Genomic DNA, 19,708 nt, shown 5'->3' with positions numbered 1-19,708 from the left:
GCCTTGCCATGGCGACAACGGCGTCGGCCATGGCAAGGTGGTCAACCGAGTTGGACGGAACGTTTGGCGAGGCCGAACCAGTAGCCGTCGATCATCGTGCGTGGCGTGGCGGTGTCCGCACCCGCGCCGAGTGAGACGAACAGCGGAGCGAAGTGCTCGATCCGTGGATGCGCGATCGCGGCACCCGGTGCCGTGCGCTGGAAATCGAGGATCGAGTCGACGTCGCCGACGCCGAGCGTCTCGGCGCCCCACTGGTCGAACTCGCTCGACCAGTTCGGTGGTGTGCCGTCCACTCCGCTGACCGTGCGCATGGCTCGCAGGTTGTGGGTGAAGAACCCGCTTCCGACGATCAGGACGCCTTCGTCCCTCAGCGGTGCGAGCTTTTCGCCGAGCTGGAACAGTTCCGTTGGGTCGAGCGAAGGCATCGAGATCTGGAGTACGGGGACGTCGGCCTCGGGGAACATCTCGACGAGCGGTACGTACGCCCCGTGGTCGAGCCCGCGGTCGGGTGCGTCGTGGACGGGAGTCCGCGAGTTTCGCAGTAGTGCCCGCACTTTCGCGGCCAGTTCCGGAGAGCCTGGCGAGGAGTACCGGACCTGGTAGAAGCGTTCGGGGAATCCCCAGAAGTCGTAGACGAGTGGGACCGTGGTCGTTGCCCCGATGGTCAGCGGTGCTTCTTCCCAATGGGCCGAAACGACGAGGATCGCCGTGGGTCGGGGCAGGTTTGCCGACCAATCGGCGAGCTGGCGCGTCCAGGTCGCGTCGTCGGCGAGCGGTGGCGCGCCGTGGCTCAGGTACAGAACCGGCATGGACGGCGTGGTCGCTCCGGAACCCGTCATCGTCACTCCAATGTTGAATCTTCAACTAGTAGTATGAGAGACGACAGGACCCGGCTGGTTATTCCTCGCCGCCCAGATTCGCCGCCATTCTGCTCAAGGTGTGGACGGTGTCGAGGTATCGCTCGTCGCTGATGCCCTCCGTGGCCTTTCGTCGGATGTCGGCTACCTCGGCGCTGATCCTGGCGTGTTCGGTACGGCCGAGTGCGGTGAGCCCGGAAGGTGCCCCTTCGTGCGCCCATCCTCTCCCTGCGAGGTCCGTCAGTAGTGGCGTGAAGGTGGGCGTATCGGCGTCGAGGAAGGGGGCGAGTTCGCGATCGATGTCGCCGGACGGGTTTTCGGCGAGCACATTGAGGACCTGCCAGTGCCTTCGGGTGAGTCCTTCGGCGCCGAGCGTGGCGGTGAAGCTCGATTCGAGCAGTTCGTGCAGGTGTCGCAGCCAGTAGCCTAGGGGTTTGGTCAACGCGGGTTCGGTCATCACAACTCCATGTAGTAAAGCATTTAAATGTAAAATAGCATGCATGACTGACCCGCTGGACGCCATCGAAAAGGCCATGGTCGAGATCCGTCGCAGCCAGAACCGTGGACGGCTCAACCGAATGGCGCGAGAACGATCGGGGCCGTCGTTGGATCCCACGCTCTACGCGTTGCTCGACGTGGTCGAAGCGGGTGAGCCGTGCTCGATCGCGGACGTCACCGACGCCATGAATGTCGACCAGCCGCGAGCGAGCAGGCTCGTCGCTCATGCTGTCGGAAAGGACCTGCTTGTCAGGGAGGCCGACCAAGGAGACGGCAGGCGGGTCCTGCTGCGGCTGACGGAGTCGGGGAGGCGACATCTCAGGCACACGCACGAGTTCCGCCGTGCCGTGTTCGCCGAGGCGACGGCCGATTGGGCCGACGAGGAACGTTCGTGCTTCGCCGATCTGCTGACCAGGTTCGTCAGGTCCTACTCGCGACTTGGCTGAGCCCGCTTCCGATGTTGCCGTGACGTGCCACGACATGCCTACTATGGAGCATGGTCGGGAACATCCTGATCTACCTCGGTGTCGTTGTCGGGCCGACGGTGGTCTTCGCGCTCGTCCTCAAACTGCCGAGGCTGGTGGAGCGCATGGCTCGTCGCAGGATGCCCGTCGCGCCGGGCATCCCGGTCGAAAAGCTGGCAGCCGACCTGCGGCGAGTACACGCGGCATTGCAACGCCTTGCTCCCGATGCTCCTGTCGTCCGGCGGAGAGCGACCAGTGAGGCATATGACGCTCTGCTCGCCCAGGCGTGTTCGGCCGTCGAGATCACGCACCAGCTCGACAGCGTGCCACGGGGAATCGAACGCGAGGTCGAGCGGCTGCGGGTCGAGGAGAAGTTGCGCGAGGCGGGGCTCGTGATCCCGTAACGTCCGCGACGCGGTTTGCCGATACGGAATTACCTTTCCCGGTGACGAACGGAGTGGCCCGATGAGCCGTCAAGTCCAGATCACTTTCGACGCTCACAACCCGAGAGCGCTCTCGATGTTCTGGCGCGACACGCTTGGCTACGTTCATCCCGGCCCGCCGGGGGCCGACCTGCCGGAAGGCGCTGACCCGCTCGCCGCATGGGACGAGTTCCTTGCCAGAGTCGGCGTGCCCGAGGAGGAACGCAATACGAGATCGGCCGTCGAGGACCCGGAAGGCCGAGGTCCCCGGTTGTTCTTTCAGCAGGTTCCGGAGGGAAAGGTCGCCAAGAATCGCGTCCACCTCGACGTCCGCGCGGCGCCGGGACTGGAGGGCGAGGAAAGGATGGCCCGGCTGGAGGCCGAGTGCGAGCGGCTCGTCGCGCTCGGCGCGAAGCGGGTGCGCCGCTACGAGCCGGAGCCACCTTTCGGCGGTGGTCACATCATCATGGCCGATCCGGAGGGCAACGAATTTTGTCTCGACTGATCCGCACCGGTCATTACGCCTGATCGCGACGGCGGGTCAGGTAGGCGGTTTCGGCAGTGTTGCCTGCCAGCTCGATGGCCTTGTCGTACGCCGAACGCGCGTTCTGGCGGCGGCCAAGTCGGCGTAGCAGTTCGGCGCGGGCCGCGTGGTAGGCGTGATACTCGCCGAGCTCGTCCTCAAGCCGGTCGACGATCGCCAGCCCCACTTCGGCGCCGTCGAGTTCGGCGACCGCGATGGCCCGGTTGAGGGCGACGATCGGCGAGGGGTCGAGGCGGACGAGCAGGTCGTAGAGGGCGACGACCTGTGACCAGTCGGTGTCGGCGACGTCGTGTGCCGAGGTGTGCACGGCGTTGATCGCCGCGAGGATCTGGTAGCGACCAGGCGCCATTCCGGTGGCCAGGCGCCGACGAACCAGCCGATGCCCCTCGGCGATCAGTTCCGAGTTCCAGGCTTGCCGATCCTGTTCGCCGAGGGGAACCAGTTCGCCGCTCGGCGAGACTCTGACCTCTCGGCGAGCTTCGGTGAGCAGCATCAGCGCCAGCAGTCCCACCACCTCACCGTCGTCGGGCATGAGGGTATGGAGCAGCCGAGTCAGCCGGATCGCCTCGGCGGTCAGTTCGTCGCGCACGGGGTCGGTGCCGGAGCCGGTCGCGAGGTAGCCCTCGTTGAAGATGAGAAAGAGGACGGCCAGAACGCCGGAAACGCGTCGTGGAAGGTCCTCCGCTGATGGCACCCGGTAAGGGATTCGGGTCGCTTTGATCTTGGCCTTCGCGCGGGTGATCCGCTGCCCCATGGTGGCTTCGTGCACAAGGAAGGTGCTGGCGATCTCGGACACGGTCAGCCCGCCGATCATGCGCAGGGTCAGCGCGACCCGGACTTCCATCGCCAGTGCGGGGTGACAGCAGGTGAAGATCAGTCGCAGCCGCTCGTCGTCGATGGCCCCGCGCGGCTCGTGCTGATCGTCGTCCTGCACGAGGCGCGCCTCCCTGTGCTTGTCCTCGCGCTTGCTCTCCCGCCGGATCCGGTCGATGGCTTTGCGAACGGCGGTAGTGGTCAGCCAAGCAGCGGGGTTGGGAGGCACGCCGTCGGCCGACCACCGTTCGACGGCGGTCGCGAACGTCTCGGCCGCCGCCTCCTCCGCGATGTCGAGATCGCCGAAACGCCTGGTCAGCGCAGCGACCAGGCGGGCCCACTCCGCCCGATGGGCGAGTGCGACCGCCTCGCGGGCACCGACCGCGCTCACAGGAACGGCCGCACCTCGACCCTCCGGTTGCAGTGCTTGGCGCCCTCGGCGGCGAGCTTGAGCGCCACGTCGAGGTCGGGGGCCTCGATGACCCAGAAGCCGGCAAGGTACTCCTTCGACTCAAGGAAAGGACCGTCGGTGAACATCGGCTCCCCTTCCCTGTTGTCGATCACCGTGGCCGTGTTTGGCGCGTTGAGGCCGCCTGCGAAGACCCAGTGTCCTTCTGCGACGAGCCGGTCGTTGAACGCATTGATCGCGGCCATCTCGGACGGGGTGGCCGAGCCGGTCTTGTCGTCGATCACGGAAACCAGATACTGCATCTCCGGTCAATTCCTCTCGCACCTCAGGCCGCGTACCTCGGGCGCCCGCCGGGCCGGTAGACCTGGAACGTTACCCCCTGCGAGGTCGTTCGCGAGCCGACCAGGTCGAGCGCCGTATCCGGGCCCGATTCGGGGAACAGCCGCGTGCCCTGCCCGACGAGCACGGGATAGGTGAGCAGCGTGATCTCGTCGACAAGGTCGTTGTCGAACAGCCAGCGGACCAGTTGGCCGCTGCCATGGACCTGTAGTTCACCCTCCTGCTCGGCCTTGAGGTCGCGGATACCGGCCGCGACGTCACCGGAGAGGACGGTCGTGCCCGTCCACCGCGGGGCGGTGAGCGTGGTCGAGGCGACGTACTTGGGCCGTGCCTTCAAGGACGACCCGATGGGGCTGCTGCTCGGATCTTCCATCACTCCCCAGGACCCGGCGAAGATCTCGTAGGTCCGCCGTCCGAAAAGGAACGTGTCGGCACGCTGATAGATCTGGCCGAGCCACGTCTCGGCTTCCTCGTCGAACAGCGGCAGCGCCCACCCGCCGCGCCCGAACCCGCCCCTGCGGTCCTCGTTCTGCCCACCGCATCCCTGCATCACACCGTCGACGGACAAGTTGGTCACGGTCGTCAGCTTCATGTTCACGGCTCCTGCCCGATCGGGGCGCCCCTCGCGGACGCTTCTCACCCTCTCCACGAACAGCCCCGCCCCGATCCGACACCGCCGCCGGTTTTTCTTTCGACGAGTTCGGCTCACGGCTTGCGGAACTGCTCCACCAATGCCGGGTAGCCGCTCGCAGCGTGCCCTTCGGTTGCCGCTCGTTCGGCCAATGCCTTGACGAGCCGCGGCAGTTCGGTGTTGATGCCGAGTGTTTCGCTCTCCTCGATCACGTGTGCCATCGCGGCAAGGTGGGTGTCGACGGTGCCGTCGTCTGGCGGATAAACGCCGTCGTCCACCTGCCGCGCGTAGCCGGGCAGCCAGCCGGCCACCGTGTCGATCGCGGTCCGTGCGATGGGGAGATACGCCGTCGCCGAAACACCGGCGGCGCCGAGGATCGCCGCACCGTTGAGGAAGCCGTCGAGCATGCCCCACATGAGGATGAGTGTCCCCATCTCGTGCGTGGCGGACAGACCGGGATCGTCGCCGAGATGGAGGCCGGTGCCGAGCTTGCCCAGCGTGGATCCATGGGCGTCGTACAGCGATCGCGGTCCGCTGTAGGCGATGACGGCGTCGGCGGTGCCGACGGCCTCGGGGACGGCCATGATCCCGCCGCCGAGGTAGTCGCCGCCGCGACGCGTCACCTCCTCGGCGAGTGCTCGGGCGCGCGAGGGCGTACCCGAGGTCAGGTTCACGACGACCCTGCCGTGGAGCGGTCCCTTGAGGACGTCCGCGACGGCGTCGTAGTCCGAAACGCAGACCACCACGAGCGGGGCTGCGGCAATCGCGTCCGCCGGGGACTCGGCGAGCGTCGCTCCACCGGCCACGAGGTCGTCGGCTTTCGCCGTAGTGCGGTTCCACACGGTCGTCGGGTGTCCCGCGCGCAGGAACGCCCCGGCGAGGGCGCTGCCCATCAGTCCGAGGCCGAGAACCGTGACGGGTGTGCCGGTGCGCATCATGTGCTCCTTCGTTGATCGGTGGCACAATCGTCAACGTTCACACCGGTATCAAGGTCAAGGGGAATTCGCTTGTTGATCGGAGAGCTGAGTCGGCGGACCGGAGTGAACTCGCACCAACTTCGGTACTACGAGGCGCAGGGCCTGCTGGTCCCCGAGCGCGCGGGCAACGGCTATCGCGAGTACGCCGACGACGCCGTGCTGACCGTGTCCCAGATCAGAAAACTGCTCGAAGCCGGGCTGTCGACCCAGGAGATCGGGTATCTCCAACCGTGCGTCAGCGGCGCGGCTCCCGAGCTTGAGCCCTGCCCCGAGACCCTCGACCTGCTGCGCGAACGCATCGCGGGACTGGACGAGCAGATCGACACACTCGTCCAGTCCCGGCGGACACTGCGGGACTACCTGGCAGCGACGCAACGGCGATTGGCAGGCTGAGGTCTCAGGACGTCGTAGCCGGTGTCGGTACTCGCGGGATGGCCGAGTTCGGGTCGACACCGGACAACGCGAGTCCCATGACGAAACCGGCGACTTCCTCCAGCTGCCTGGCGCGGCTCAACGGGCCGAGAACCGCGGGCAGCGCGCCGGCGTCACGAACCAGGTCAGCGGTGACGCGCAGTGCGTTCTTGTCATCGCCTGCCAGTGCCACCGTCACCGACTCCGAACCCTCTTTCCATTGATCGGCGGCGAACAGATGGAACGCCTTGACCACCTGAGCGCCTGGTGCCCATTCGGCGACATGTTCGGCTGCCGCCCTTCCATCCGAGGTGAGCAATTCGCCGACGCTGTAATCGATGGCGTTGGTGGGGTCGATCAGTGGAGTCCCGGCCAGCGAACCCTCCGCCGCCCCTGCCGCGCGAAGGATGTCCGGTAGTCCTTGCCAGGTCACGGCGACCAGCACGGCGTCCCTCCCGGCTACTGCCTCCGCTAGGGGCACGGCCCTGGCTTGGTCACCCATCCGCGTCGCCGCGGCCGTCGCTCTGTCCGATGAGCGCCCGCCCACCAACACCTCGTGGCCTGCGCGGGCCCATGCCGCGCCCAGCGCGACGGCCAAGGTTCCGGTGCCCAAAATCCCGATCCGCACGGTTCGTTCCCATCTGTCGTGGATTGCTGAGGGCTACCGTAGGAAGCCGACGCATACCGATCGGTAGGAGACGGACGCGCGAGCATGGCATCGATGAACGACGATCGCACCGCTTCCTGCGAGCAGTTGCTCGCAGACTGCCGACTGCGTGCGGCGACCGAACTGTTCGCCCACACCTGGGATCCGATCGTGCTCGCCGGACTGCGAGCCGGGCCGCTGCGCCGTTCCGAGCTGCTTGAGCGGGTCGGCGGGCTCAGCGACAAAGTGCTGACCGAGACCCTGCGCCGACTGCTCGCCAACGGCCTGGTCGAACGTCGTCGTCATCGGGCGGCGCCGCCTCGCGTCGACTACAGGCTGAGCTCGCTGGGTGCCAGCCTCGTCGACGGGCCGATGCGCGAATTGGCCAGTTGGATACGTGAGTACGGCGACGAGTTGCTGGAGGCGCAGGAGACGGTGCGCTGACCGGCTACTCCGGTGCCAGGTCGGTGAACCGGCTGTAGTGGAGTTGGTGTGCCACGCTGATGGTGCTCGTGGGGCCCGCCCTGTGCTTGGCCAGAATCAGGTCCGCCTCACCTGCTCGCGGATCGTCCCTTTCCCACGCGTCGGGCCGGTGGATCAGCATCACCATGTCGGCGTCCTGCTCCAGTGAGCCCGATTCACGCAGGTCGGCGAGCATCGGCCGCTTGTCGGTCCGCTGTTCGGGCCCACGGTTGAGCTGACTGATCGCGATGACCGGCACTTCGAGTTCCTTCGCCAGCAGTTTGAGATGCCGGGAGAACTCCGACACTTCCTGCTGCCTCGACTCCACCCGCTTGCCCGATGTCATGAGCTGGAGGTAGTCGAGGATGACCAGCTTCAGGTCGTTGCGCTGTTTGAGCCGCCTCGCCTTCGCACGGATTTCCATCATGGTCAGGTTGGGCGAGTCGTCGACGAACAGCGGTGCCTCGCTGATCTCGCTCATCCGCCTCGCCAGCCGGGTCCAGTCGTCGTCGGACATCTTGCCACCGCGCATGTCGGCAAGCCTGATGCGAGCTTCCGCCGAGAGCATGCGCATGACGATTTCGGTCCGGCTCATTTCCAGCGAGAAGATGACGCTGGTCATGCCGTGCCGGATCGAGCAGGACCTCGCGAAGTCGAGGCCGAGGGTCGACTTACCGACACCGGGCCGCGCGGCGACGATGACCATCTGACCGGCGTGCAGACCGTTGGTCACCTCGTCGAGGTCGACGAATCCGGTGGGGATTCCCTGCGCCGTCCCGCCCCGGGACGCGATGGCGTCGATCTCGTCCATGGTGGGTTGCAGCAGTTCTTCGAGCGCGACGTAGTCCTCGCTCGTCCGCCGCTCGGTGACCTCGTAGATGGCGGCCTGTGCGCGGTCGACGACCTCGTTGACGTCTCCGCCGTCGGTACCGTCCGCGCCGTAGCCGTACTGGACGATGCGGGTGCCTGCCTCGACGAGCCTGCGGAGAATGGCCTTTTCGGCCACGATCTGCGCGTAGTAGCCGGCGTTGGCCGCCGTCGGCACGGTGGCGATGAGCGTGTGCAGGTACGGCGCGCCGCCGACCCTCGCCAGTTCGCTTCGCCGTTCCAGCTCGGCCGACACGGTGATCGGGTCGGCGGGCTCTCCCCTGCCGTAGAGATCGAGGATGCAGTCGTAGACGGCCTGGTGAGCCGGACGGTAGAAGTCACCGGGCCGCAGCACCTCGACGACATCGGCGATCGCGTCCTTGGACAGCAGCATGCCGCCGAGTACGGATTGCTCCGCCGGCACGTCCTGGGGCGGTTGACGGTCGAATCCGCCTTGTTGCTCGGACGGTGGGTACGCGGGGCCGCGGTCGTCGGTGATCGCCACCGGTGCAGGCACCTCCTCAATGTCGGGTATCGAACATGCGTTCGATTCTAGCGGAAATCGGTGGCTGCCATTCGGCGCCGGAGGAGCCTCGTTTCGGGCGCCGTCGGAGCACGCTAGATCGCCCGGAAGGACCAGCGCAATCTTGGCTGTGGATCACACTGTGGATAACTTGTTGATGGAGGGCCGCAACCAATCACAGGGCTGTTGATACCTGTGTACAACTTGGGGATGACTTGTGTTTGCATGACGAAAACCCCTGGTAGGAGCCTGTGAGTAAGGTGTGGAGAACTTTGTTGTAAGCCATGCGGCGTGTCGCATCGAGTTGGTGGATCGGCGTGTCGCACATGGCTCTTGTCACCAGGGTGCGGTGCGGCCTGTGGATGAAAGCTACCGAGCGTTTCGTGGGGCCCCGTTGGGCTGAACGAGTGGCCGGTGCTCAGCTCAGGGGAAGCCTGCTCTGTGCGTTCCGTAACCGGTCCACGGAACGCGATCGTCGAGCGGTTCCCCGCGAACGGGAACGGCGGGACCCCCGTTGCCGGGGATCCCGCCGTTGCCGTGAAGCGATGATCGCGACTACTGCGCGACGACCTCGATGCGGACGTCGGCCGTCACCTTCGGGTGCAGCTTGGCGCTGACCCCGTGCTTGCCGAGCGTCTTGATGTGCTCGCCGAGTTCGATGGACCGCTTGTCGAGCAGCGGGCCACCGGCCGCCTTGATGGCGGTGACGACGTCACTGGTGGTCACGGAGCCGAAGAGCTTCTGGGAGCCCTCCGCGGCCTTGGCGCTGAGCTGGATGGCGCCGAGGCCCTCCAGCTTCGCCTTGACCTCCTTGGCGTGGTCGAGGTCGCGGATGCGACGCGACTCCTGCACCCTGCGGATGGTGCGGATGTTCTTCTCCGCGCCCTTTGTCGCCGTGATCGCGAAGCCACGTGGCAACAGGTAGTTGCGCGCGTAGCCGTCCTTGACCTCGACGATGTCACCGGGACCACCGAGATTGGCGACATCGGTCGTCAGAATGATCTTTGCCATGTCCTACTCCCTCTCTCAGCGCGCGGTCGAGGTGTAGGGCAGCAGCGCCATCTCGCGGGAGTTCTTGACCGCGATGGCGATGTCGCGCTGGTGCTGGCTGCAATTGCCGGTGACCCTGCGGGCCCTGATCTTGCCGCGGTCGGAGATGTACTTCCGCAGCAGGTTGGTGTCCTTGTAGTCGATGTGCTCGGGGTGGCCCTGCTTCTCGGCCTTGCAGAACACGCAGACTTTCTTCTTCGGCTTACGAATGGGTGGCTTGGCCACTGTGTACTCCTGGGGAACGATTCTTGTGGTTGCTTAGAAGGGCGGTTCGTCGGAGAACCCGCCGCCACCGCCTCCTGCGGGTGGCGCGGAACCCCACGGGTCGTCGGCAGGCGCACCGGCACCGGCGCCACCGCCGCCCCCGAAGCCGCCGCCACCGCTGCCGCGGCTGACCTTGTTGACCTTGGCCGTGGCGTAACGCAGCGAGGGCCCGATCTCGTCGACTTCGAGCTCGACGACCGTGCGCTTCTCGCCTTCCTTCGTCTCGAAGGACCGCTGCTTCAGCCTGCCCTGCACGATGACCCTCGCGCCCCTGGTCAGCGTCTCGGCGACGTTCTCAGCCGCCTGCCGCCAGATGTTGCAGCGCAGGAACAGCGCCTCGCCGTCCTTCCATTCGCCGGACTGCCGGTCGAAGGTACGGGGCGTCGAAGCGACGGTGAAGTTCGCGACGGCCGCTCCGGACGGAGTGAAGCGCAGCTCGGGGTCCGCTGTCAGGTTGCCGACCACCGTGATGACGGTGTCTCCAGCCATGGCTTCCTGCCTCAGGCCTTCGCCGCTGCGATCTTGGCGGCTGCCTTTGCTCCACGCGGAGCCGTCTGCCGCACGACCTTGGTGCGCAGCACGGTTTCCTGTAGCGAGAGCTGACGGTCGAGTTCCTTGACCGCCTCGGGCTCCGAGTGCAGGTCGAGCACGGCGTAGATGCCCTCTGCGTTCTTGGCGATCTCGTACGAGAGCCTGCGGCGGCCCCAGATGTCGACCTTCTCGACGCTTCCGCCTGATGTGCGGATCACGTTGAGGAAGTTGTCGAGGGTGGGGGCGACCGTACGCTCGTCGAGCGAGGGATCGAGGATGACCATTACCTCGTAATGGCGTGGCACAACCACTCACCTCCTGTGGGCTTCGCGGTCACGGACGTTCCGTGACAGGAGGGTTGTCGACAGACCAGTCTACGGACCTGCTCCGACGGTCTCGTCCGGGGTGGCTCGTACGGTCAGGTCCTGCGCAAGACCCAGGTGCGCACGAGGGCCGCCGTGACGCCAGCCAGCGCGACCACGGCAAGCAGCATCGGCAGCTGGACCGCGGTTTGCGATGGCGGTGCCGCGATGGCGTCGGCGTTGCCAGCGTTGCGCACGTCGTCGCCCTGCCCTGCCCTGGCGCCGTTGTCGTCGGAGTCGGCGCCGAGGATGCCGAACTCGGGTGAGGAGGGCTGTCCCGGAATGCCACTCGACGGCGGGTAGCGAAGGTCCGGCGGCACGCCGATACCCGCGCTCGGCGGGCTCACGGCCGGGATGTCTCCGTAGTCACGTGGCGGGACGGTGGCGCCGCCCGTGCCTTCGAGTGCTCCTGTTCCCGGCGTCGCGCTCGTGCCGCCGTCCTGGCCTGGTGCGGAGGGTGAGGACGGCGAGGAGGGGGACGAAGGGTTGTCGTCGCGCGGGCTCGACGGCGAGGTGTAGTTGGTGGCCGCCACCGGCAGCCCGCAGTTTCCGGCGACCTTGTTCGCGATGGTGCTGAGCGTGGTCTCCTTGGTTTCGCCGAGCACACCGATGCCGGCGGAATCCTTGAGCGCCGCTCGTACCGCTGAGCCGAGCGCGCTGCCGGTGATGGTGCCGCCCTGCGCGTTGGGGACGGAGCCGACGGGCAGTTGTTCCTTGGCGATCTCCCTTGCGAGGTGGTCGGGCCAGATCGTCAGGTGATGCACGACCGCGATCGTCTGTGCCTCTTTCGCGCCCTGCTTGACCAGGTCCCGCACGGACTCACCGCGCAAAAGGATGTCGTCGCCGATCCGCCCCTGAACCAGCTGGGTGCACGAGTCGGCGAGCAGAGTCGTCGAGCTGGCGCTCGCCGTTCCGCCGGAAAGCATCGTCAGGCCGGTGACAGCGGCGGCGACGGCTGCTGTCGTGAGCACCTTGCGCGTTGTCCTTGCCATGGCGGTCGGCGTGATCCGCACGAGAGCGTCCCCTTCGAAGTCGACAGGGTGTTCAAAACCAGCAACGAGGTGTGCACGGAAAAGATACGCGAGAACGGATCAATTCGAGGTGTGAACTGACACCCACGCCCGGCCGGTCAGGCGGACCTGCGCCGAACCCAGGTACGTGCGAGCGCGGCGACGACGAGTACGAGGGCGAGCACGGCAAGCAACATCGGCAGCCGGTCGGGAGCGTCGGGGAGGGACAGCGCCCTCGCCGTTCCCGGGTTGTTCCCGTGCTTGACCGTGTCGGGGGCCCTGTTCGCGTCGGGCCCGCCGAGGTCGGGAACCGCTGGCGGCGTGAACGGCGGGATCGAGACGGCGGGGGGCACGCTGATCGGTCCGAGCGTGGAGAAGTCGCCGATCGGCACGATGCCCGCGAAGCGCTCTGAGGGAACGGGCAGCGTGGACGGCGGAACCTCGGGCGGCGGCGGAGCGGGCTCCTGACCGGGGGCGCCGGGCGCCGGTTCCTCCGGTTCGGGAGGTGGCTCTTCCGAGGGTGGTTCCTCCGGCGCTGGCTTTTCGGGGCGAGGAGGAACGACGGGGTTCGGTTCGGGAATGGCTCGCTGTACCGGCGCGGCTGCCCTGTTCGCCAGGTCGGTCACGGTGTCGCAGAGCCGCCCCGCCGTGTCGACGACGGGGCCGGTCTCGCTGATGCCGAGGCCCTTCAGGGTCTCCTTGACCGGCAGGGACAGCAGCGCGCCCGAATCGGCTCCGAGCCCGACATCCAGCAGGCCCGGGGCGTTGACGGCCGAACCGATGTCCAGGGTGAGCGGCTTGCCATCGTCGCCGTTCAGCGTTCGCGAGCAGCTTCCGACGACGACGGGTTCGGCTGCCGAGGCGACGCCGGGCGCGAGGAGCTGCACCGACAGCGCGGATACGGCCACGAGAACACCGGCGGTGCCGAATCGCCTGCCGTGCGGTCGAAACCCAGACCCCATGAGTTCCTCGCCTTCGCGCGTGGTGCGACCCCAGTCGGAACCGGGTGGATGCGAAACAGGGTCACCGTACTCGATGAACGCGATCGCGGATCGTTACCCTCTTCGAATGCTCATCGGTGCTCACGTAAGGGACGACGATCCGATAACCGCGGCCCGCGACGTCGGTGCCGATGCGGTGCAGTTCTTTCTCGCCGATCCACAGGGCTGGAAGAAGCCGCAGCGGCATCCGCAGGCCGATGAGTTCGGGCAGTCGGGGATCACCGTGTTCATTCATTCGCCCTACGTGCTCAACGTCGCCTCGCTGAACAACCGCATTCGTATTCCCTCGCGCAAGACGCTGGCGCAGCACGTGAGCGCCGCCGCCGAGGTCGGAGCGCGCGGCATCGTGGTTCACGGTGGGCACGTGCGCAAAGGCGAGGACACAGGGGAAGGCTTGGCCAATTGGCGCAAGCTGTTCGAACGGCAGGCCGAGCAAGGCGGTTTCGAGGTCCCCGTTCTCATCGAGAACACGGCCGGCGGTGACGGTGCCATGGCCAAGGACCTCGACATGCTCGCCAGGCTGTGGGACGAGGTCGGTTCTTTCGACGCGGGGTTCTGCCTCGACACGTGTCACGCGTGGGCCGCGGGCTGGGATCTTTCCGACGTGGTCTCGAAGGTCAAGGCGATCACCGGCCGGATCGACCTCGTACACCTGAACAACTCCCGCGACGAGGCAGGCTCGCAACGCGATCGGCACGCGAACGTCGTCGGTGGTGAAGGGACGATTCCCGCCGAACTGCTCGGCGCCGTCGCCGTCGAGGCGGGCGCCCCCGTCATCGTGGAAACCCCGCCTGGTGGGCAGGCCGCCGACATCGAGTTCCTGCGCGGGCTCTGAGCGGCGTGCGCCCGACGCACCGCGCTCAACTCGCGGCGCTGGTTTTCCTGTGCGGGCTCGTGCTCGCCGCGGGGCTCGCGAACAAGTACCGGTGCGCGGGGCCCGAATTCGACGAGTCGGGACGGAGCGCGCCGGACTACTCCGAGCGCGTCAACAGCGACGTCTGTTACTCGGACATCCAGTTCCTGTGGCTGGGCAGGGACATCGACAAGCACGTCTTCCCCTATGTCGACGGCGCCCTCGTCGACGGCAACCTCGTCGGCGGGACCGTTGAGTACCCGGTGCTGACCGGCGTGCTCATCTGGGCAGGTGCCGCGTTCGCGGACAACGACGCCCAGTTCCTGTTGCTTTCGGCGTTGTTGCTGGCGCCGTTCGGGCTGCTCACCGCGTGGCTGCTCGGCAGGCTCGCCGGCTGGAGAGCATTGCTGTGGGCGCTGGGTCCGCCGCTGGTGCTGTACGCCTTCCACAACTGGGACCTGCCTGCGGTGGCGGCTTCCGTCGCCGCGTTCTTCGTGATCTACCGGGCGAGCTGGCCGCTCGCGGTGCGCACGAGCGTGGCCGCCGCACTGCTCGGTATCGGGTTCGCGCTCAAGCTCTATCCCGCGCTGTTCGTACTTCCGCTCGTTCTCTATGCCTTCACGAGCGAAGGCGGGAGGAACGTGAGAGCCGCGGTGCGGGTCGTGCTGGTCGCGGCGTCGACCGCGATCGTGGCGAACGTGCCTTTCGCGATCGCCGGATTCGACGGCTGGTGGGCATCATTCCTGTTCCAGGGCGAGCGTTCGGCCGACCTGACGACCAACTCGCTGTGGTACTGGGGCGTCCGGTTGTTGTTCGGCGACGACGAGGCGGGATTCCGGTCGTTCGTCGACGTGGTGTCACCGGTACTCGTCATCGCGGCGGTAGCGCTGGCCTGCTGGCTCGGCTGGCGGCGTTATCGCGAGGAGGGCGGCGAGTACCCGCTGTTGCCAGTGGCAGCGGCGGCGTTGTGCGCGTTTCTGTTGCTGCACAAGGTGCATTCACCGCAGTACACGCTGTGGCTGTTGCCGATGTTCGTGTTGCTCAAGGTGCGGTGGGGCTGGATCGTCGGCTACCTGCTCGCCGATCTGGCCATGGGCATCGGGATCTTCCGTTGGTACAGCGAACTCGGCGGAGGAGGCGGCGCGATCTACGACGGGTTCGCGGCGCAGGCCGTCGTCATCGGTGTGTGGGGAAGGGCCGCGCTGCTTGCCGGGCTCTACTTCGCGTTCCTTTCGGCGAAGGCGGTGCCGCGCTACACGGTTGCTTTGGATCGCCTCACCACGACGACGTCGTTCGCGCCGTCGAGTACCCCACCGGCCGGGTCGTCGTCGCCCGCCGTGCGCACGAGGTCGGTCGACGGCCGGTAGATCTCCCTGATCACCAGTACGCACAGCAAGACGACCAGTACGTCGCGGGCGACGACCGTGCCGAGGAACCAGCCTTCCGGCAGTCCCTTCTGGTCCATGCCGAGGTAGTAGAACATGCGCGGTGCCCACACGAGCGCGTCGACGACCATCCACAACAACAGGAGCCGCCAGCGAGGAATGGCGAGTACCGCGAGCGGGATGAGCCACAGTGAGTACTGCGGGCTCCACACCTTGTTGGTGAGCAGGAACGCGGCGACGACGAGGAAGCAGAGTTGCGCGACGCGTGGCCGCACCTGTGCGGTGAGCCCGATGAACGCGATTCCCGCACAGCACAACAGGAACAGCACCCCGCTGACGGCGTTGAGCACGCTCGGTGTCTGTCCCGGATCGAGCGGTCCGTCGAAACCAGCCCAGCCCGTGAAGTAGGAAACGACGTTGTAGAGCGAGTCCGGGTCCATCCCGCGTTCGGTGTTGAGCCGGAAGAACTCCTCCCAGCCTTCACGGAGAAACAGTATGAAGGGAAGGTTCACCACGAGCCACGTGCCTGCGGTGACAAGCGCCGTGGTGCCCCATTCTCGAAGCTTGCCCGCTCTCAGGCACAGCACGAGCAACGGACCGAGTAACAACAACGGGTACATCTTGGCCGCGGCACCGATCCCGAGCAGCAAACCGGCGAGCACCGGTTTTCGCCGGGCCCACGCGAGCAGGCCGGTCGCGGCGAACGCGGCGGCGATGGTGTCGAAGTTGGTGAACGCGTGCACGATCACGAGTGGTGACGCGGCGACGAGCAGCGCGTCCCACGGTCGTCGGGTCGACGTCTTCGCCACGGCCCAGATCGTGACGAGCCAGGCGAGCGCGAGGAACAGTGCCGTGATGTTGAAGTAGACGGCGACCGGAAGCGCGCCAGGCAACCAGCCCGCCTGGGCGACATCGGTCCAGCCGTGGGTGAGTTTGGCGTTGACCCACTGGAAGAGCCCCGTCAGCACCGGGTATTCCATGTACCGGACCTGTTCGCGGTCGGTGCCCTCGTTCTCGACCCAGTTCGTGGCGTAGGGGAACGTGCCGTCCTGGTTGAGGCGTTCCGCCGAGTAGAGCGGAACGACGTCGGAGTAGCACATCGCGACGTACGGCCTGCCGGATCGCCAGTCCAGTTCGGCCTGGCCGTCCGGATTGACGAACTGCTGGATGCAGGCGGCTTTTCCGAACCAGCCGATGGTCAGCGCGATGACGCCGAGCAGCAGACCGACCCGCAACGGTGACCAGAACCAGTGCCTTCCCACCGCGGCGTGCTCGCCGAGCGGGCCGCCGATCGGCCTCGTCGCGGCGGCGAGTGCGGGGTCTTCCCGGCTGGGGATGACTCGTTGCGAGGCATCCAGCGACATGGTGTCGGGTGTCCCCGTCTGAGGAGGGTCGTGCTTATCGCTGGACACCCGCGGAATGTTACGTGCCGACCATGCGCCGGGTGTGAAGCCCGGCGTCCCCCGATCAAACGACAACGGCCGCGCCGACGAAATCGTCGGCGCGGCCGTTGTCACTGGGCCACGGTGGTCAGCCGCCGCTGTCTTCTTCGTCTCTGCCTATCGGCGGCCAGTCGGGAGCCGTGGGCGGGGTCGGCCGATCCGGGTCGTCTTCCTCGGTGGAGGTCTCCGACTCGGTGCTGCTGGTCGGCGTCTCCGGTTCGGAGCTCGTCTCCGGAGTCGTCGTCTCCGGTTCCGAGGTCGTTGTCGGCGGCGCCTCGGTCACCGGCGGCGGATCCGGCTCCGGCGGGGCCGGTGGCGTTCCGATCGGTTCGACCGGCTCGAAGTCCTCTTCCGGCTGCCCTTCGAGGTAGGTGTCCATGAACTCCTTCCAGACCTCGCCTGGCAGGCCGCTGCCGTAGATCCGGTTGCCGGCGGCGTCCCTGATCGGTTCGCCACCACCGGTGCCGACCCAGACTGCCGCCGACACCTGCGGCGTGTAGCCGACCATCCACGCCTGGGAGTTCTCGTTCACCGACTTTTCGCCGTCGGGGCTGACGTACTGGTGCGTTCCCGTCTTGCCCGCGCACTGCCGTCCGTCCGCGCACGCGATTTCGGAGCGGATCGGAACCGGCAACAGCGACTCGGTGACGTTACCCGCGATCTGTTTGCTCTCCTCGGGATCGGAGCTGAACGCGGGCTCGCCCTCTGTGGCAGCCTCCGTGGTCTCGTCGAAGACGACCTCGCCGTCCGAGGTGGTGAGTTTCGCGACGAAGTGGGTGTCGTGTCTGACTCCGCCGGATGCGAACGAGGCGTACGCGGCGGCCATGTCCGTCGGGGTGACCATGGTGTCACCACCGCCGATGGAGATGTTGCCGTCGAGGCTGCCCATGGTGGCGAGATCGCCGTGTTTCTCAGGAATGCCCGCGCCCAGCGCGGCATCGACGACGGCTTGCGGCCCGACCTCGTTGACCACCATGTCGTAGAACACGGTGTTGATCGATCTCTCCATGGCTTCCGCGACAGTGCACTGTGCGCACTGCACGTTTTCCGAGTTGCGGATCTCGACGCTGCCGAACTGTCGCGGTGAACTGCCGTCGTAGATCTCGCCGAGCCCCTTGCCTCTCTGCAACAGCGCGACGAGGTCGAACGGCTTGAACGACGATCCGGGGTTGCGCTGGGTATTGCCCCAGTCCTTCTCGTCGACGCCGATCTCGCGCGGCCCCCCGTAATAGGCGAGCACCCCGCCGGTGTTCGGGTCGACGGCGACGAGTGCCTTGCGGAGTTCGGCCGGTTCGTCGCCCATGACGTCGTTCACCGCTTGCTTCGCCGCGTCCTGCGCCCGCTGATCGATCGTCGTGTAGACGTGATAGCCGCCTGCCTGGAGCTTTTCCTCCGGATAGCCCTTCGCTTCGAGTTCGGCCTTGACTCTCGACTCGATGAAGGCGTCCGGTCCCGTGATCGACTCCGGCTTCGCTTGCTCGTAAGGGACGGGCGTCGGGAACTGTGCCGAATCCCGGTCTTCCTGTGACAACCACTGGTTCTTCACCATCTGGTCCATCACGTAGTTCCAGCGCTGCATCGCGACCTCGTTGTTCTCGGAGCGTCCCGGCTGCTGGATGAGTCCGGCGAGCAGTGCCGCTTCCGATGCGTTGAGGTCCTTGGCGTCCTTTGCGAAGAACGCCTGTGCCGCGGTCTGGATGCCGTAGGCGCCGCGCCCGAAGTAGATCGTGTTCAGGTACGCGGTGATGATCTCGTCCTTGGACTGCTCGTTGTTCATCTTGAACGACTTGACGAGCTCGGTCCACTTACGAGTGAGTGTGCTCTCTTCGTTTTCCGTTGCCTTCTTGATGTACTGCTGGCTGATGGTCGATCCACCACCGACACCGCCGGTGACCTGGTTGTACACCGCGCGCAGGATGCCGGTGAGGTCGAAGCCGGAGTTGGTTTCGAACGTCGCGTCCTCCGCCGCGTAGACGGCGTGCCGCACGACGGGCGTGACGTCCTCCGGCTTGAGGATGATCCGGTTGCCTCCGTCGGGAGGAATGTCCTTGCCCATCTCCTTGCCGTCGGCGTAGTAGAAGGTCACGACCTTGCTCTGACCGGCAGCGACTTCTTGAGGAGACGGGACGTCCACGAGGAAGTAGGTGACCGCGAACGCCAGCGCGGGCAACACGAGGAAGACGCCGACGAACGCGTAGAGGGTGCGCCGGATGCGGCGCCATCGCCGCTTCTTGCGCTGGGCGGGTGTCAGCGGCGGCTTGTTCTTGCCATTCTTGCCCGCCGTGGCCTCTTCTTCTTCGTCGAGACCCGTTTCAAGGAAACGTTGTTCGTCCTCTTCGGACCAGCGGTGTTCCCCCGAGTCGTAGGCGTCGTAACCGTCGTCGTCGGAACTCGTGCCGTTGTGGGCACGATGTGTGATCAGCTCGGGTTCGCGTTTCTCGGTCGGAGGGCCCGGAGGGACGACGACGTTGGCCGACCGGTCGCCCTGCGGACGCCGACCTTGCGGCTGCTGCCGGGGCGGAGGAGGTTGCCTGCGGCCCCCTTGCTGTGGCGAGCCCTGCTGCGGCGAGCCCTGCGGGGGGCGGCCGTGTGGAGGTGGACCAGGCGGCCGACCGCCTGCGGGAGGGGGGCCTTGCCTTCGGCCGGGTGGTGGAGCGCCCCTGCCCGGAGGTGGTTGCCGGGGGCCGCCTTGTGGGCGGCGGGCGGGCGGCTCGTCGCCACTGGGCCACTGGGGGTTGCGCGGTGGCTGTGGGCGTTGCGGTGGCCTGCGGGGTGCGCGAGGCGGCTCGTCGCCCGTTGGCCACTGTGGACCAGCCGCGTCACCGGACGGCCACGCACGGTGGCCTCCACGGCCGCTATGTCTGCCGTGCCCTGGTTCTTCTTCCGGCCAGCCGTGATTTCCCTGGTCGTTCACTCAAGACCCTCCCAGATCGGCGCGTCGGGGTAC

23 protein-coding genes are annotated in these 19,708 nt (G+C 66.8%); 7 read left to right on the top strand and 16 right to left on the bottom strand.

Annotation, left to right across the window (positions count from 1 at the left end):
- Nucleotides 1-41: 41 nt before the first annotated feature.
- Entirely contained in the window at nt 42-839 is a 798-nt protein-coding gene (locus BAY61_RS31740; RefSeq protein ID WP_245865611.1) for a dioxygenase family protein, read from the bottom strand.
- Between the two features lie 58 nt (nt 840-897).
- Nucleotides 898-1,314 (bottom strand): MarR family winged helix-turn-helix transcriptional regulator, encoded by a 417-nt coding sequence (locus BAY61_RS31735; protein ID WP_091806271.1) that lies wholly within the window; start codon nt 1,312-1,314, stop codon nt 898-900.
- A 43-nt stretch (nt 1,315-1,357) separates the two neighbouring features.
- Between BAY61_RS31735 and BAY61_RS31730 the strand changes: the two genes are divergently transcribed.
- The 3 genes from BAY61_RS31730 (at nt 1,358) to BAY61_RS31720 (ending at nt 2,746) form a co-directional block, all read left to right on the top strand.
- Complete coding sequence (locus tag BAY61_RS31730; RefSeq protein ID WP_091806268.1) at nt 1,358-1,801, top strand: MarR family winged helix-turn-helix transcriptional regulator; 444 nt, start codon at nt 1,358-1,360, stop codon at nt 1,799-1,801.
- Nucleotides 1,802-1,851: 50 nt separating this feature from the next.
- Nucleotides 1,852-2,223: a hypothetical protein gene (locus BAY61_RS31725; RefSeq protein WP_091806266.1), complete on the top strand. Its 372-nt coding sequence runs from the start codon at nt 1,852-1,854 to the stop codon at nt 2,221-2,223.
- A 61-nt stretch (nt 2,224-2,284) separates the two neighbouring features.
- The gene (locus BAY61_RS31720; protein ID WP_091806262.1) at nt 2,285-2,746 is read left to right on the top strand and encodes a VOC family protein; all 462 of its coding nucleotides are present in this window, start codon (nt 2,285-2,287) and stop codon (nt 2,744-2,746) included.
- Between the two features lie 13 nt (nt 2,747-2,759).
- On the opposite strand, the gene BAY61_RS31715 is transcribed toward BAY61_RS31720, so the two are convergent.
- The 4 genes from BAY61_RS31715 to BAY61_RS31700 form a co-directional block, all read right to left on the bottom strand.
- Nucleotides 2,760-3,989 carry an RNA polymerase sigma factor gene (locus BAY61_RS31715; protein WP_091806260.1) on the bottom strand — a complete coding sequence of 410 codons (1,230 nt, stop codon included), beginning with the start codon at nt 3,987-3,989 and terminating at the stop codon, nt 2,760-2,762.
- Nucleotides 3,986-4,309 carry a YciI family protein gene (locus BAY61_RS31710; RefSeq protein ID WP_091806257.1) on the bottom strand — a complete coding sequence of 108 codons (324 nt, stop codon included), beginning with the start codon at nt 4,307-4,309 and terminating at the stop codon, nt 3,986-3,988. Before BAY61_RS31710 ends, BAY61_RS31715 begins: the two co-directional genes overlap by 4 nt.
- 23 nt (nt 4,310-4,332) lie before the next feature.
- Nucleotides 4,333-4,938 carry a dihydrofolate reductase family protein gene (locus tag BAY61_RS31705; RefSeq protein WP_091806629.1) on the bottom strand — a complete coding sequence of 202 codons (606 nt, stop codon included), beginning with the start codon at nt 4,936-4,938 and terminating at the stop codon, nt 4,333-4,335.
- A 113-nt stretch (nt 4,939-5,051) separates the two neighbouring features.
- Nucleotides 5,052-5,915: an NAD(P)-dependent oxidoreductase gene (locus BAY61_RS31700; protein WP_211323503.1), complete on the bottom strand. Its 864-nt coding sequence runs from the start codon at nt 5,913-5,915 to the stop codon at nt 5,052-5,054.
- Nucleotides 5,916-5,984: 69 nt separating this feature from the next.
- Between BAY61_RS31700 and BAY61_RS31695 the strand changes: the two genes are divergently transcribed.
- Entirely contained in the window at nt 5,985-6,347 is a 363-nt protein-coding gene (locus BAY61_RS31695; RefSeq protein WP_091806254.1) for a MerR family transcriptional regulator, read from the top strand.
- Between the two features lie 4 nt (nt 6,348-6,351).
- On the opposite strand, the gene BAY61_RS31690 is transcribed toward BAY61_RS31695, so the two are convergent.
- A complete protein-coding gene (locus tag BAY61_RS31690; protein ID WP_091806251.1) occupies nt 6,352-6,993 on the bottom strand; it encodes an NADPH-dependent F420 reductase in 642 nt (213 codons plus the stop codon).
- A 93-nt stretch (nt 6,994-7,086) separates the two neighbouring features.
- On the opposite strand from BAY61_RS31690, the gene BAY61_RS31685 reads away from it, so the two are divergent.
- Nucleotides 7,087-7,455: a winged helix-turn-helix transcriptional regulator gene (locus BAY61_RS31685; protein WP_211323502.1), complete on the top strand. Its 369-nt coding sequence runs from the start codon at nt 7,087-7,089 to the stop codon at nt 7,453-7,455.
- A gap of 4 nt (nt 7,456-7,459) precedes the next feature.
- On the opposite strand, the gene dnaB is transcribed toward BAY61_RS31685, so the two are convergent.
- From dnaB to BAY61_RS31650, 7 genes are all read right to left on the bottom strand, one after another.
- Nucleotides 7,460-8,845: a replicative DNA helicase gene (gene dnaB / locus BAY61_RS31680; protein WP_091806245.1), complete on the bottom strand. Its 1,386-nt coding sequence runs from the start codon at nt 8,843-8,845 to the stop codon at nt 7,460-7,462.
- Nucleotides 8,846-9,418: 573 nt separating this feature from the next.
- The gene (rplI, locus tag BAY61_RS31675; RefSeq protein ID WP_091806242.1) at nt 9,419-9,874 is read right to left on the bottom strand and encodes a 50S ribosomal protein L9; all 456 of its coding nucleotides are present in this window, start codon (nt 9,872-9,874) and stop codon (nt 9,419-9,421) included.
- Nucleotides 9,875-9,889: 15 nt separating this feature from the next.
- Nucleotides 9,890-10,138: a 30S ribosomal protein S18 gene (rpsR, locus tag BAY61_RS31670; protein WP_091806239.1), complete on the bottom strand. Its 249-nt coding sequence runs from the start codon at nt 10,136-10,138 to the stop codon at nt 9,890-9,892.
- 33 nt (nt 10,139-10,171) lie between these two features.
- Entirely contained in the window at nt 10,172-10,666 is a 495-nt protein-coding gene (locus BAY61_RS31665; protein WP_091806236.1) for a single-stranded DNA-binding protein, read from the bottom strand.
- Between the two features lie 11 nt (nt 10,667-10,677).
- A complete protein-coding gene (rpsF, locus tag BAY61_RS31660) occupies nt 10,678-11,013 on the bottom strand; it encodes a 30S ribosomal protein S6 (RefSeq protein WP_091806232.1) in 336 nt (111 codons plus the stop codon).
- A gap of 113 nt (nt 11,014-11,126) precedes the next feature.
- Nucleotides 11,127-12,083, bottom strand: coding sequence for a hypothetical protein (locus BAY61_RS31655; protein WP_091806229.1), 957 nt, complete (start codon nt 12,081-12,083; stop codon nt 11,127-11,129).
- A gap of 116 nt (nt 12,084-12,199) precedes the next feature.
- Nucleotides 12,200-13,042 (bottom strand): hypothetical protein, encoded by an 843-nt coding sequence (locus BAY61_RS31650; protein ID WP_091806226.1) that lies wholly within the window; start codon nt 13,040-13,042, stop codon nt 12,200-12,202.
- Nucleotides 13,043-13,148: 106 nt separating this feature from the next.
- Here BAY61_RS31650 and BAY61_RS31645 point away from each other — a divergent pair, with 106 nt between their 5' ends.
- Together BAY61_RS31645 and BAY61_RS31640 are read left to right on the top strand one after the other, a co-directional pair.
- Nucleotides 13,149-13,916 carry a deoxyribonuclease IV gene (locus tag BAY61_RS31645; protein ID WP_091806625.1) on the top strand — a complete coding sequence of 256 codons (768 nt, stop codon included), beginning with the start codon at nt 13,149-13,151 and terminating at the stop codon, nt 13,914-13,916.
- A gap of 5 nt (nt 13,917-13,921) precedes the next feature.
- A complete protein-coding gene (locus BAY61_RS31640) occupies nt 13,922-15,301 on the top strand; it encodes a glycosyltransferase 87 family protein (RefSeq protein ID WP_176879739.1) in 1,380 nt (459 codons plus the stop codon).
- On the opposite strand, the gene BAY61_RS31635 is transcribed toward BAY61_RS31640, so the two are convergent.
- Entirely contained in the window at nt 15,187-16,731 is a 1,545-nt protein-coding gene (locus BAY61_RS31635) for a glycosyltransferase family 87 protein (protein ID WP_176879737.1), read from the bottom strand. The two genes, BAY61_RS31640 and BAY61_RS31635, sit on opposite strands and share 115 nt — an antisense overlap.
- 118 nt (nt 16,732-16,849) lie before the next feature.
- Nucleotides 16,850-19,675 carry a transglycosylase domain-containing protein gene (locus tag BAY61_RS31630; protein WP_091806220.1) on the bottom strand — a complete coding sequence of 942 codons (2,826 nt, stop codon included), beginning with the start codon at nt 19,673-19,675 and terminating at the stop codon, nt 16,850-16,852.
- Nucleotides 19,676-19,708 lie beyond the last annotated feature (33 nt).

It is taken from the genome of Prauserella marina (assembly GCF_002240355.1).
Lineage (GTDB): Bacteria > Actinomycetota > Actinomycetes > Mycobacteriales > Pseudonocardiaceae > Prauserella_A > Prauserella_A marina.
This window is presented reverse-complemented; position numbering and strand designations above follow the sequence as displayed.

What these genes read in the sequence shown, in the direction of transcription:
- BAY61_RS31685 (WP_211323502.1), top strand. Translation starts at nt 7,087, where the DNA reads ATGAACGACGATCGCACCGCTTCCTGCGAGCAGTTGCTCGCAGACTGC.
- BAY61_RS31720 (WP_091806262.1), top strand. Translation starts at nt 2,285, where the DNA reads ATGAGCCGTCAAGTCCAGATCACTTTCGACGCTCACAACCCGAGAGCG.
- BAY61_RS31735 (WP_091806271.1), bottom strand. Translation starts at nt 1,314, where the DNA reads ATGACCGAACCCGCGTTGACCAAACCCCTAGGCTACTGGCTGCGACAC.
- BAY61_RS31650 (WP_091806226.1), bottom strand. Translation starts at nt 13,042, where the DNA reads ATGGGGTCTGGGTTTCGACCGCACGGCAGGCGATTCGGCACCGCCGGT.
- BAY61_RS31700 (WP_211323503.1), bottom strand. Translation starts at nt 5,915, where the DNA reads ATGATGCGCACCGGCACACCCGTCACGGTTCTCGGCCTCGGACTGATG.
- rplI (WP_091806242.1), bottom strand. Translation starts at nt 9,874, where the DNA reads ATGGCAAAGATCATTCTGACGACCGATGTCGCCAATCTCGGTGGTCCC.
- BAY61_RS31645 (WP_091806625.1), top strand. Translation starts at nt 13,149, where the DNA reads ATGCTCATCGGTGCTCACGTAAGGGACGACGATCCGATAACCGCGGCC.
- BAY61_RS31705 (WP_091806629.1), bottom strand. Translation starts at nt 4,938, where the DNA reads ATGAAGCTGACGACCGTGACCAACTTGTCCGTCGACGGTGTGATGCAG.
- BAY61_RS31730 (WP_091806268.1), top strand. Translation starts at nt 1,358, where the DNA reads ATGACTGACCCGCTGGACGCCATCGAAAAGGCCATGGTCGAGATCCGT.
- BAY61_RS31725 (WP_091806266.1), top strand. Translation starts at nt 1,852, where the DNA reads ATGGTCGGGAACATCCTGATCTACCTCGGTGTCGTTGTCGGGCCGACG.
- BAY61_RS31710 (WP_091806257.1), bottom strand. Translation starts at nt 4,309, where the DNA reads ATGCAGTATCTGGTTTCCGTGATCGACGACAAGACCGGCTCGGCCACC.
- BAY61_RS31740 (WP_245865611.1), bottom strand. Translation starts at nt 839, where the DNA reads ATGACGGGTTCCGGAGCGACCACGCCGTCCATGCCGGTTCTGTACCTG.
- BAY61_RS31665 (WP_091806236.1), bottom strand. Translation starts at nt 10,666, where the DNA reads ATGGCTGGAGACACCGTCATCACGGTGGTCGGCAACCTGACAGCGGAC.